Source organism: Paenibacillus sp. CR_12, from assembly GCF_041953985.1.
In the GTDB taxonomy this organism is placed as follows: domain Bacteria; phylum Bacillota; class Bacilli; order Paenibacillales; family Paenibacillaceae; genus Paenibacillus_AQ; species Paenibacillus_AQ lautus_A.
Map to the genome: position 1 here is coordinate 1239699 of NZ_JAVFHO010000002.1, position 12185 is coordinate 1251883.

Below are 12185 nucleotides of genomic sequence, written 5' to 3' on the forward strand. Positions count from 1 at the left end.
TTCCATTAATCCAACCGAAGAATCATTTCGTACGTTTAAGCCATCGATGCATAAATCCTTTGATTCCCTTCGGGGTTTCCGGCTCTGCGGCAGCAGGAACGGCCAAGTAACGAAGCGCGATCCGTCTGATATCGCTGGAAGCGTTGCACCGTGGATAAGCTGCCGTAAACGGAACCTGCCGCTTGACGGACTGGACTACATGCGTATCATCGGCAATCGAGCCGAGCAGCTTGATGTCGATGTCCAGAAAACGCTGGGCCGTCAAAATAATTTTGCCCGCCGCCTCACGAGCCTCTTCCTCATCCCCTGCACGGTTGACGATCAGGCTGAACGGAACCTTGCTTTCCGTGCCGTGGACCACCTTGATTAACGCATAGGCATCCGTGATGGACGTCGGCTCCGGCGTCGTAACGACAAGGCATTGATCAGCGGACGTAATAAACTTCATGTTTTCCTTGGATAGCCCGGCCCCTGTATCGAAGATAATGTAGTCCATCCCGGAAGCAATGCGCTCGATCTGGGATATGAAATAATCCATCTCTTCCTCGGACAGGGACATCATGTCCGCCAAACCCGAACCTCCGGCAATGTAAGGCAGCTTGTCCGGCCCATACTGAATCACTTCTTCTATGCTCTTCTCCCGGCGAATGAGATGATACAGGCTGTACCGAGAGCTTACACCCATCAGAACGTCAATGTTTGCCATGCCGATATCGGCATCAAAGACCAGAACCCTTTTTCCCATCGATTGCAAAGTCAATGCAAAATTCAACGTGAAATTGGATTTCCCAACCCCGCCCTTGCCGCTGCTGACCGTTATGATCTTGGCGGTTCTTGCGGAGGTCGCCTTGGCGCTCTCCCCGGGCTGCTGGGCCGAAACCAACTGGCGAAGCGAGTGAGCTTGATCCGTCATGTACGACTCTCTCCCAGCAGCAGACGGCATAACCGTTCAGGGTCGGCCATCAACAGATCATCGGGCACATTTTGACCATTGGTCATATAAGACAGGCGAAGGTTGTGGGCATCGATCAGATTAAACAAGGCGCCATAGCTTCCGGTTTCATCCATCTTCGTGAAAATAACCTTATCCAGCTCGTATTTGCTGAAATGATCCGCGATTTCGATCATATCGCTGCTCTTGGATGTGAGGCTGAGGACAAGATAAGTTTCGCTTTGATCGGAATGGGAGAACAGGCTTTGAAGCTCGGAAACGAGCAGCTCATTCCGATAGTTCCGGCCGGCCGTATCCATTAATACCAAATCGCAGTCCTGGAGCTTCTGAAGGGCTCGCTGCATGTCGCCGGGCGACTGCACGACCTCCATCGGCACATTGAGAATGGAAGCATAAGTGCGAAGCTGTTCAACGGCGGATATCCGATACGTATCGGACGTAATGAAGCCTACCTTGCGTTGATTGCGGAACAGCTGCTCTGCAGCGATCTTCGCAATCGTGGTTGTTTTGCCGACCCCCGTTGGGCCAGCGACATATACGATCCGCGTCCCGGGCTGAACGCCGTCGCCGATACGCCCCTCAAGGAACGCCTCGGCCTGCTTGTAAATCACGTTCAGAAGCTCGGTCTCGCTCATCTGCATTTGGCTGGCTTTCCAGGCATCTTCCGCGGCCGCGAGCCACTCTTCCGCCAGCTTGGCCGATAAATCCTGCTTCAGGAGCTGATCCCGGATAACATGCAGCGGCTCGGGAAGATGCTGCGCCTCCAGATTCTGCCTGGATAATCGCGCGATCCATTCCTTCATTTCCTTAAGCTCTTCAAGGACTCTCTGTTCGGATTCGCTGATTCCCAGTCGTGAACTTAACGACTCCTCCTGTCCCCCGCGGGATGGTTTCTTTGCTTCAAGAGAAGCAGCGGCTTCCGTTGAATCGCTGCGTTCCGCTGCCGGATCAGCCTCTGCAGGCTGCTGCGTCTGGCTGACCCCGTCCTTTTGCCTGTCCACAACCTCCTCGGAAGCTGCCACCTGGCTAAGCAACTCGGCAAAGCGGCTATAGTCGGCCTCTTGCCGCGCATCCGCTGCGGCATCCGCGTTATTCACTGGAAGCGGGGAGGTTTTAGGGCCTTGCTTCGAAATTTCAGCCGTTCGTTGGTAGGCTTTGGGTACCGCCCCTGATGGAACAGAAGGCGTAACCTTGGGCTTGACCGGCGCAGAGCCCTTGGGCTTTTCCGCCTGCTCTACCGCCGCGATCACCTCTATTTTCTTGCGGGTGAACATCCCGAGGAACCCGCCTACCTTGGTTTCCTTCGTGCTCAGTATGACGGCATCCGCACCCAAATCCGTACGAATATGCTGCATCGCCTCTGGCATCGTGTCGACGATATACCTTTTCACTCTCATAAGTTCACCACTCCGACACTTTGAATTTCGACGTTAGGCTCCAGCTCGCTATAGGACAACACCGGGATATCCTGCATGCTTCGTTCTATGACCTGCCGCAAATACATTCTTATGGCCGGCGAGGTCAGAAGCACGGGCTGCTGTCCCATCTGAATAATACGATTGACCTGCTCACTGAGCTTTTGAAACACGCTCTGCGTGGATGCCGGATCCATCGCGAGATAGCTTCCTTGGTCGCTCTGCTGAACGCTCTCGGCGATCTTCTTCTCCAGCTGCGGTCCGACCGTGATGACCCGCATCGCCTCTCCTTCTTGAGCGTATTGCTGTGTAATCTGCCGTGAGAGGGCTTGCCTTACATATTCGGTAAGGACATCAGGGTCCTTCGAATAATGCCCGTAGTCGGCAAGGGTCTCGAGAATCGTAACCATATCGCGGATGGAGATCTTCTCGCGAAGGAGCTTGGCCAATACCTTTTGCACTTCCCCGATGGTCAGCACGGAAGGAATGAGCTCGTCCACAAGGACCGGATAGCTTTCTCGAATATTGTCGACCAATGCCTTGGTTTCCTGGCGTCCGATCAGCTCATGGGCATGTCTCTTAATGAGTTCCGTCAGATGGGTAGCAACGACGGACGGTGGATCCACAACGGTATAACCGGCCAGATCCGCCCGTTCCTTCATGGCTTCGTCAATCCACAGTGCAGGAAGCCCGAACGCCGGTTCCGTGGTTTCGATCCCTGTTACGGAATCGTCCTCGTATCCCGGGCTCATGGCGAGATAGTGATTTAATAATAATTCACCGCCGCCGACAGCATTCCCTTTTATTTTTATGACATATTCGTTCGGTTTTAGTTGAATATTGTCGCGAATTCGGATGACCGGCACGACGAGTCCCAGTTCAAGCGCGCATTGTCTCCGGATCATAATGATACGGTCCAATAAGTCCCCGCCCTGCTGAGCGTCTGCCAGCGGAATCAACCCATATCCGAATTCGAATTCGATAGGATCGACCTGCAAGAGGTTGATCACGCTTTCCGGGCTTCGCACCTCTTCGATCTGCTGTTCCTCTTCCAGCTGCTCCACTTCCACCTGCTTGCGATCCAAATTGTTCTGCATCGTCCGTGCCGCGATAAATAGTATGAGTGCAATCGGCGCGGTCGTGATCAGATGAATCGGTGTGAAGATTCCCAGCAGCAGGACGGTTCCTGCAACGATGTACAACAGATGAGGATATGAGAAGAGCTGCCCCGTCAGATCCTCAGCCAGATTTCCTTCGGATGAAGCACGCGTAACAATCAGGCCCGCGGCCGTGGAAATCAGGAGAGCCGGAATCTGGCTGACCAATCCGTCCCCGATCGTCAGGATCGAGTAGGTGCTCATCGCGTCTCCGAACGACATGCCGTGAATCGAGATCCCGATAATAAATCCGCCGATCAGGTTGATGAGCATGATGACGATCGTGGCGATGGCATCACCCTTGACGAATTTACTCGCACCATCCATGGCGCCGTAAAAGTCGGCTTCGCGCTCGATCTTGCTGCGGCGCTCCCTGGCTTGCTGCTCATTGATCAGACCCGCGTTCAGATCCGCATCGATGCTCATCTGCTTACCCGGCATCGCGTCGAGGGTAAATCTTGCCGCAACCTCGGCTACCCGTTCCGACCCTTTGGTAATGACGATGAACTGTACGACGACGAGGATCAAGAAGACGATGAAGCCAACCGCAATTTCGCCGTTGGCAATCCATTTGCCGAACGTGGCAACAACTTCGCCTGCGTTAGCTTCCGACAGGATCAGCTTCGTTGTCGATATGTTAAGCGCTACTCGAAAGAGTGTCGTGATGAGCAATAAGGAAGGAAAAATGGAGAAATCGAGCGCTTCCTTCGTATTCATGGCCACCAGCAAAATGATGAGCGCCAGCGAGATGTTGATAATCAGAAGTACATCGAGCAGCCATATCGGGATCGGAAGAATCATCATGAGTACGATGCCAATGACACCCGCAAGGACAGATAGATCTTTTATTTTCACTGCACAGACGCCTCCGGTCCCTAGTTATTTCGCTTTACCTTTTAGTTTATATACATAGGCCAGCACTTCCGCTACGGCCTGGAACAGGTCTCCCGGAATCGAATCCCCGATTTCCGACCGTTGGTACAAAGCGCGTGCCAGCGGCTTGTTTTCCATCGTTATAATTCCGTGTTCCTTCGCGATTTCCTTAATCCGCAAGGCCATGAAATCTTGACCTTTTGCAATGATTTGCGGAGCTTCCATCGTGGACCCGTCATATTTGATCGCCACTGCAAAGTGGGTCGGGTTCGTGATGATGACGTCGGCATTCGGAACTTCCTGCATCATCCGCTGAAGTGCCATCCGACGCTGGCGCTCCCTGATCTTTCCTTTGATCAGCGGATCGCCTTCCATTTTTTTGTACTCGTCTTTGATGTCCTGCTTGGACATCCGAATGTTTTTCTCGTAATCGTATTTCTGATACATGTAATCCAGAACGGCCAGAATGATCAGCCCGATGGCAATCTTAAAACCGAGCGACATGGTGATATCGGCCACGAAATGAAAGATGGTATCGGGTCCCATCGTCGATAAGGAGGATAAATCCTCCCTGGCAGCCCACAAGGTGCTGTACACGAGGTAACCGATAATGGTCAACTTGATGACCGATTTCAAAAACTCGACCAATGAACGCATCGAGAATATATTTTTGAACCCCTTGATGGGGTCGATTTTGCTGAACTTCATTTTCAGCGTCTCGCCGGTTAACATAAACCCGACCTGCAAATAATTAGCGACCAGCGCTATAACGAAAATCGAAATGAACAAAGGCGCGAGCAGAAGCAAGATTTGAACGCCATATTCTCCGAACAGCTGCATCACATTATCTTTCGTTACATTCATGGAGAGCCGATTAATGTATATATCGGTGAATAGTCGAACGGTGCGGTCCCTCATATAACCGCCAAAGATTAACAGGCAGAAGAAAGCCGCCAGCAAAACCGATGCACCCGATACCTCCATGCTCTTGGCAACTTGGCCCTTCTTACGCGTATCCTGGCGCTTCTTCGGTGTGGCTTTCTCCGTCTTTTCGCCAGCGAACAGCTGTAAGTCGACCGGATACCGGTATGACATCCGCTTCACCTCCATCCTCCTTAAGTCGGCTCGTCGCCAAGAACGCCGAGCAGCTCACGGAGCGCTTCAAACATTTTGGCAAACAGATGATCAAACAGGGACACCAGCATCGGCATGAGCAGCATCAGCAGCACGAGCCCAACGATGATTTTGATAATAATCCCGATGACAAACACGTTGAACTGCGGAGCCGTCCTTGCCAGAAAGCCAAGCCCGACATCGGTCAGGAACAGGGCTGCCACCAGCGGAGCCGCCATTTGAATTGCCAATACAAACGAGTGCGAGAAGGTCCGAACGAGAAAATCCGTTACGTTACCCTCATGTATCTTCCCAAACACGTCACCCGTGATCGGGATCCAATCATAACTGTACATAATCGCATCAAACAAATAATGGTGACCATTCATGCTCAGGAACACCAGCAGAGCGAGATAATACTTGAAGTTCCCGATTAATGGGGTGGACGTCCCCGTAAACGGGTCGATGACATTCGCCATGCTGAAACCGATCTGAATATCAATTAATGCCCCGGCGGTTTGGACGACAGCCATGATGAGATAAGCAGTGAAACCTAGAAGCAGTCCCACCAGCACTTCCTGGACGATTAAGATGGCGTAAGACAGATCTTGCGGAACCACTTCCCCGAGCCCGAACGATAGATAGACGATCAGGGCGATAATGGCCGACAGGGCTATTTTGTAAGAAGAAGGTATGCCGCGCGAAGCAAACACTGGCGATATTACAAAAAAAGATGTTATTCGACAAAAAATAAGCATGAAAACTGGTAAACTTTGCTGCAACCATTCCATGGACACTCAGCCTATCCGATATATTTGTAGAGATTGTCCAAAATACCGTGCGTAAAATCCACTAACGTCGTTAATATCCAAGGACCAAACAGCAGTAACGCTACAAGAACGATGATGATTTTGGGTACGAAAGCCAGCGTCTGTTCCTGGATTTGTGTTGTCGCTTGAAAAATACTGATGATTAGTCCCACAACCAGTGCGAGAACCAGCATCGGCGCGCTCACCTGGAGCACAATATAGACCGCTTGTCCTGCCAGACCGATAATAAATTCAGCGCTCACGGCTTAGTCCCCCTGTATTCGAATTGCTTGCCGCTTATTGCTACGGGTTAAAGCTCATCAGCATGGATTTCACTACCAGATACCAGCCGTCCACCAAAACAAAGAGCAGAATCTTGAATGGCAGCGAGATCATGACCGGCGGCAGCATCATCATCCCCATTGCCATCAGCACGCTGGCAACCACGATATCGATGACCAGAAACGGGATGAAGATCATAAAGCCCATTTGGAAACCCGTCTTCAGCTCGCTAATGGCAAATGCCGGAACTAAAACCGTTAATGGAATGTCCTCGTAGGATTCGGGTTTCTCCGCGCCGGTGTAATTCATGAACAGCAGCAGGTCCTTTTCCCTTGTGTGCGCGAACATGAACTTCTTCATCGGGTCTTGAGCCTTATCCAGTGCTTCCGCTTGAGTGATCTCCCCTTTGAGGTAGGGCTGCAGCGCGACCTCGTTCATCGAGGATAACGTGGGAGCCATAACGAACAAGGTAAGGAACAGCGCCAGGCCGATCAACACTTGGTTTGGCGGTGTTTGCTGTGTTCCGAGCGAAGTACGGACAAAGCCGAGCACGATAACAATCCTTGTAAAACTTGTCATCAGCACCAGAATCGCCGGTGCAATACTAAGAATGGTGATCAGGAGTATCAAGGACAAGGAGCTTGTCCCCGGTGCATCTCCCTCATTACCGATTTGAATATCAATGTTCGGAATCGGATCCGCGAATGCCGTATGGGAAAACAACAATCCAAACATGATGAAAATCGTGATAGCGTACGAGATCTTTTTATTCATGAATCCTTATGATCCTCCCGCAGCAATTCTTCGACCTTTTCTTTCCGGTTCGGTACGCTGCGCAGCTTGGATTCGAACACTTCATGGAAAGAAGATGTATCGTCCAACTCCATTTCTTCCGGTGGTTTGTCTTTACGGAGTTTTGCCGCCAATTTCGTTATAAAAGGCGGCAGTGCCCCATTATGTATTCCAGAATCCTGTTCAAATGCAGCTTGGATAAGCGCAACTTCAGCCGGATCAGAAATTTTGTCCACCAACCGGACGTCTTCGCCAACTCCGATCACATAGATGCTGCCCCCAATTTCGACGAGCTGAAGGGATTTGTTAGGGCCCATACCAACCGCACCCAAAGTACGAATGGAGCGGCCCTGCATCCAGCTCTGATTCTTTCTGCCTAGAAAGCGAATCAGGAACACGATCAACGCAATGATGATGGCAAGTACGATAAAGACATAAAACAACTGTAAATAATACCCGGTAGTACTACTTGAGCCCAATCTGTCAGAAGCTGCCATCATCATAAGAAGAATCCTTATACGCCAAGCGTCTTGTTGATGGCTTCAATAACTCTGTCCGATTGGAACGGTTTAACGATGAAGTCTTTCGCTCCGGCTTGGATTGCGTCAATAACCATCGCTTGCTGACCCATGGCAGAGCACATAATTACTTTGGCATTGGCATCTACTTTTTTAATCTCTTTAAGCGCTGCGATACCATCCATTTCCGGCATCGTAATATCCATCGTAATCAGATCTGGACGAAGTTCCTTAAATTTCTCGATTGCTTGTGCACCGTCCTGTGCTTCCCCCACAACCTCGAATCCGTTCTTCACCAATATGTCACGGATCATCATTCTCATAAATGCAGCATCGTCCACGATCAGAATTCGGTTAGCCATTGATAAAAATCCTCCCTAAAATGTTTGTGCTATTGTAATTTTTGAATCCGGTCCCATTGGCTTACGATATCCGTCACACGCACACCAAAGTTCTCATCGATGACAACGACCTCGCCTTTGGCAATCAGTTTATGATTGACGAGGATGTCAACAGGCTCACCGGCCAGCTTGTCCAGCTCGATAATCGAACCTTGCGACATTTCCAGGATATCCTTAATTTGCTTTTGGGTCCTCCCTAATTCTACGGTGACTTTAAGGGGAATGTCCATCAGTAAGTTCAGATTGTTTTCATCCACCTGGGTGTACGGTGCAGATTGCAGATTAGCGAACTGCACGGGCTGTACATTCACATTGCGATTCGGCATGCCGCCATACTGTTGCGGCTGTGCTTGGTAAGGCATCTGCGGCTGACCGTATGGCATGGATTGCTGCGGGATGGGCCCGCCATGTCCTGGCATAGGCTGACCGTAGCCTTGTCCATAATCGTAGCCTTGACCCATGTCTTGGGTTTGTGCCGGATTAACCGGTGCTTGTGCCGACTCCTGGGCACTGGCCGGCGCTTCCACCGCTGGAGCAGCTTCCTGCTTCGCAGGCTGCGGTTCTTCTGTCCCGTTGATGAGCATGTGAACCATATCCTTGGAGAAATGAACGGGCAGCAGCTGCATAATGGTTGAATCAATAAGTTCACCGATAATTAATCGGAAAGAAATCTTAATCAGCGTTTCATCCGGCGGCAGGTTGTTGACCCCTTCCCCGTTCGCCATGTTGAGAATGTCAATGCCCGGCGGTGATATATTGACAAACCGGTTGAAAATCGTCGACATGCTTGTTGCGGAAGACCCCATCATCTGGTTCATCGCTTCCTGAACGGCACTGATATGAATCTCATTGAGTTCCTCTTCCACCGGGTTGCCTTCCCCGCCTAACATGAGATCGGCAATGACCTGCGCATCGCGTGTCTTAATGACCAGCGAATTAATTCCTTCAAATCCGTCCACGTACTTAACGTGTACCGCAACATGCGGCTTCGGAAATTCTTCCTCGAACTCGCTTCGCTTAATGATCGAAACTCTGGGGGTCGTGATATCCACTTTTTTGCCCAGCAAGGTGGACAGGGCGGTTGCAGCGCTGCCGAAGGTTATGTTACCGATCTCACCCAGCGCGTCCTGCTCCAGAGGTGTTAATACGTCATCGACAGTCGCCGCCGAAGGAATTGATGCTGGTGATGCCATTTCCGACTGTTTTAACAAAGCGTCGATTTCTTCCTGGGATAAATAATCTTTACTCGTCAAATTCTTCAGCTCCTTCGATGACAATTTCATCGATTTGTACAGCAACCCGGTCTTTTATCGTTCCGGGACTGCCAATAAACTTTAATTTGTCGCCGACCTTGATGGATAGTCCGTCATGCATCGGCTTGTTTAACGAAATAACGTCGCCGACGCTCAGTCCTAAGAACTCGGACACGGTAAGCTGCGAAACGCCCAGCTCGGCAACGATCGGAAGCTTGGCTTTGCTTACGCGCTGTTTAAGAGCATCCACTTCCTCCGGAACGCTCGCTTTTTTCTCCGAGATGAACCATTGATGCGCGGACAGCTTGGACATGATCGGCTCCAGCACCACATGTGGTATGCACAGGTTAATCATGCCCGTGGTATCGCCGATTTTTGTGCTAAGGGATATTAGCGCAATGGTTTCGTTCGGAGACACGATCTGCATGAATTGCGGATTCGTTTCCAATGCTTCGAGGCGCGGGGATATATCCAGCACCGTTTTCCATGCCTCCTGGAGGCTATCGAACGCCCGGCTGAATATGCGCTCCATGATAATCGTCTCGATTTCGGTCATCGAACTGATGGAAGACGGAGCAATGCCCGTGCCTCCAAGCAATCGGTCCAGCATCGCGTAGGCAATGTTGGGATGGACCTCAAGCACCATCCGACCTACGAGCGGTTCGGCTTCAAATATATTAAGAACTGTCATTTTTGGTATGGAGCGAATAAATTCATCATACGGAAGCTGTTCAACCTGCACCACGTTGATTTGCACAAAAGTACGTAACTGCGCCGAGAAGTAGGTCGTCAAATAGCGTGCAAAGTTCTCGTGGATCCGAGTCAAGCTTCGAATATGATCCTTCGAAAAACGGAGGGCCCTCTTAAAATCGTAAGAACGGATTTTCTTTTGCGTTTCCTCTTTTTTCAGTTCTTCAGCATCCATTTCCCCTGAAGAGAGAGCGGCCAATAAGGCATCGATCTCATTCTGCGATAAAACATCAACCATCTACTCACCCCCTTACAGGTCGTCCGACGAACAGTCTAGATACCTACGATCATTACTTCTGTCATTTCGATTTGAATCAAGTGACCGGACGTTAACGACTTATTGATCAGGTTTTGCAGCTTGGCAATAAACTGTTCGCGCCCTTTGGAATCATTCAGTAATTCGGGTTTCGTGTCGGCCAGCGTTTTGATAATAATTGGTTTGATCTTGATTTCCTTGATTTTATCGAATTCTTCCTTTGCTTTTTTATCGTTAAGCTGAAAAGCAAAGGCCATCTGGGCAACAAATTCAGGATCTGCCAGATTCGTCTTGATACCGGTTATTTCCGATGTCATCTTTACGATCTCGTCGGCCGATAACTTGGATAAAGCCGCGGCATTGGCCGAAGCCTGACTTTTTCCGTTATCGCCAAGCAGCTTGTCCGACAACAGGAAGATGGCCAGGACAATCAGCGTAATCGATAACAGGATCGTAATTAACCAGGGGAGCATCTTTTTCATGAAGGTTCCTCCAATTGCTGCACTTTAATGGTGGCTTGATGAATGCCTACCTCGTGGTGATACGCCTTAACGGAAGCGATGATTTCATTTGCACTTTCAAGCACAATCATTCGCTTTCCATTAATCAAAGTAATGTAGGTGTCAGGAGTCTCCTCAACCATTTCTATCAACAGCGCGTTAAGCCACAACTGCGAACCATTTAACCTCGTTACCGATATCATGGATAGCCTCCTTGTTTAATTAGGGAGGGGAAGGCCCCTCCCTATCCATCCTTATCGTTTCAGATTGACAACTTCTTGAAGCACTTCATCCGAAGTCGTGATGATCCGGGAGTTAGCTTGGAAGCCGCGCTGAGCGACGATCATTTCAGAAAATTCGCCTGTCAAGTCAACGTTGGACATTTCAAGCTGACCGGCAATAATCGCACCGGTTCCTTCTTCCGCGTTGTTCCCTTCAAACATGACGGCAGCCAGATCGCCGTCCGGAACTGCATTCAGGGTCACGCGATACATATTGCCTCCGATTTTTTCAAGGCCTTCCGGATTCGGAATTTTCGCAACGCCGATAATGGCTCCTTCTTCCGTCGTTCCGTCACTCATCTTCTGAATAATGGCGCCATTCTGCGCGATTGTGAATGCCGTAACCTCTTCGTCCAGCTGGATCGGATCACCCGCCGAATCGAGAACGAGCATACCGTCCGAAGTGACCAGGTTACGCGCTACGTCGATATGAAAGTCGCCGGCACGAGTCAAGAAAGGCACTTCTTGATCCTCGCTGAGCTTCACCATGAAGAATCCGTCTCCGTCAATTCTCAGGTCCGTTGGGTTCGGAGAAATCATCGCGCTGCCTGGGGTATGCATCGTATCAATCGAACCGATCGATACACCAAGACCGACCTGCTTCGCATTTACGCCGCCGGATGGATCGTCAGTTCCTGGCGTAACACCGGACATCGTTTGACTTAGAACGTCTTTAAACATCACCCGTCCCGCTTTAAACCCAACCGTGTTTACGTTGGCAATGTTATTACCGATAACATCAAGCTTGGTTTGGAAACCTCTCATTCCGGAAATACCGGAATACATGGATCTTAACATCGATTTTCCTCCTTTTGTTATGGACCGCTTCTGTC

Annotated in this window: 14 protein-coding genes; all 14 read right to left on the bottom strand. The window is 50.3% G+C overall.

The genetic code is table 11. The features are described from left to right. Nucleotides 1–22: 22 nt before the first annotated feature. The 14 genes from RB297_RS09360 to RB297_RS09425 are packed head-to-tail and all read right to left on the bottom strand — an operon-like array spanning nucleotide 23 to nucleotide 12150. A complete protein-coding gene (locus RB297_RS09360) occupies nucleotides 23–913 on the bottom strand; it encodes a MinD/ParA family protein (RefSeq protein ID WP_213579192.1) in 891 nt (296 codons plus the stop codon). Further along, nucleotides 910–2349 (bottom strand): flagellar biosynthesis GTPase FlhF, encoded by a 1440-nt coding sequence (gene flhF, locus RB297_RS09365; protein ID WP_192571279.1) that lies wholly within the window; start codon nucleotides 2347–2349, stop codon nucleotides 910–912. The genes RB297_RS09360 and flhF overlap by 4 nt, the downstream gene beginning before the upstream one ends. Further along, entirely contained in the window at nucleotides 2346–4379 is a 2034-nt protein-coding gene (gene flhA / locus RB297_RS09370; protein WP_009594696.1) for a flagellar biosynthesis protein FlhA, read from the bottom strand. Before flhA ends, flhF begins: the two co-directional genes overlap by 4 nt. A gap of 24 nt (nucleotides 4380–4403) precedes the next feature. Continuing rightward, nucleotides 4404–5492, bottom strand: a complete 1089-nt coding sequence (flhB, locus tag RB297_RS09375; RefSeq protein WP_192571278.1) for a flagellar biosynthesis protein FlhB — start codon at nucleotides 5490–5492, stop codon at nucleotides 4404–4406. Nucleotides 5493–5512: 20 nt separating this feature from the next. Next, the gene (fliR, locus tag RB297_RS09380; RefSeq protein ID WP_015736320.1) at nucleotides 5513–6301 is read right to left on the bottom strand and encodes a flagellar biosynthetic protein FliR; all 789 of its coding nucleotides are present in this window, start codon (nucleotides 6299–6301) and stop codon (nucleotides 5513–5515) included. An 11-nt stretch (nucleotides 6302–6312) separates the two neighbouring features. Next, complete coding sequence (fliQ, locus tag RB297_RS09385) at nucleotides 6313–6582, bottom strand: flagellar biosynthesis protein FliQ (protein WP_009594725.1); 270 nt, start codon at nucleotides 6580–6582, stop codon at nucleotides 6313–6315. Between the two features lie 40 nt (nucleotides 6583–6622). Then, on the bottom strand, nucleotides 6623–7375 hold the full coding sequence (gene fliP / locus RB297_RS09390; protein WP_009594726.1) for a flagellar type III secretion system pore protein FliP: 753 nt from the start codon (nucleotides 7373–7375) through the stop codon (nucleotides 6623–6625). Next, nucleotides 7372–7896, bottom strand: coding sequence for a flagellar biosynthetic protein FliO (locus RB297_RS09395; protein WP_015736321.1), 525 nt, complete (start codon nucleotides 7894–7896; stop codon nucleotides 7372–7374). The genes fliP and RB297_RS09395 overlap by 4 nt, the downstream gene beginning before the upstream one ends. Before the next feature lie 11 nt (nucleotides 7897–7907). Further along, nucleotides 7908–8273, bottom strand: coding sequence for a response regulator (locus RB297_RS09400; protein WP_006211317.1), 366 nt, complete (start codon nucleotides 8271–8273; stop codon nucleotides 7908–7910). A gap of 29 nt (nucleotides 8274–8302) precedes the next feature. After that, nucleotides 8303–9565, bottom strand: coding sequence for a flagellar motor switch phosphatase FliY (fliY, locus tag RB297_RS09405; RefSeq protein WP_192571276.1), 1263 nt, complete (start codon nucleotides 9563–9565; stop codon nucleotides 8303–8305). After that, on the bottom strand, nucleotides 9555–10553 hold the full coding sequence (gene fliM / locus RB297_RS09410) for a flagellar motor switch protein FliM (RefSeq protein WP_009594751.1): 999 nt from the start codon (nucleotides 10551–10553) through the stop codon (nucleotides 9555–9557). Before fliM ends, fliY begins: the two co-directional genes overlap by 11 nt. Before the next feature lie 35 nt (nucleotides 10554–10588). Continuing rightward, a complete protein-coding gene (locus tag RB297_RS09415) occupies nucleotides 10589–11053 on the bottom strand; it encodes a flagellar basal body-associated FliL family protein (protein WP_009594755.1) in 465 nt (154 codons plus the stop codon). After that, nucleotides 11050–11274, bottom strand: a complete 225-nt coding sequence (locus tag RB297_RS09420) for a flagellar FlbD family protein (RefSeq protein ID WP_009594749.1) — start codon at nucleotides 11272–11274, stop codon at nucleotides 11050–11052. The genes RB297_RS09415 and RB297_RS09420 overlap by 4 nt, the downstream gene beginning before the upstream one ends. Before the next feature lie 51 nt (nucleotides 11275–11325). Next, nucleotides 11326–12150, bottom strand: coding sequence for a flagellar hook-basal body complex protein (locus RB297_RS09425; protein WP_090908202.1), 825 nt, complete (start codon nucleotides 12148–12150; stop codon nucleotides 11326–11328). Nucleotides 12151–12185 lie beyond the last annotated feature (35 nt).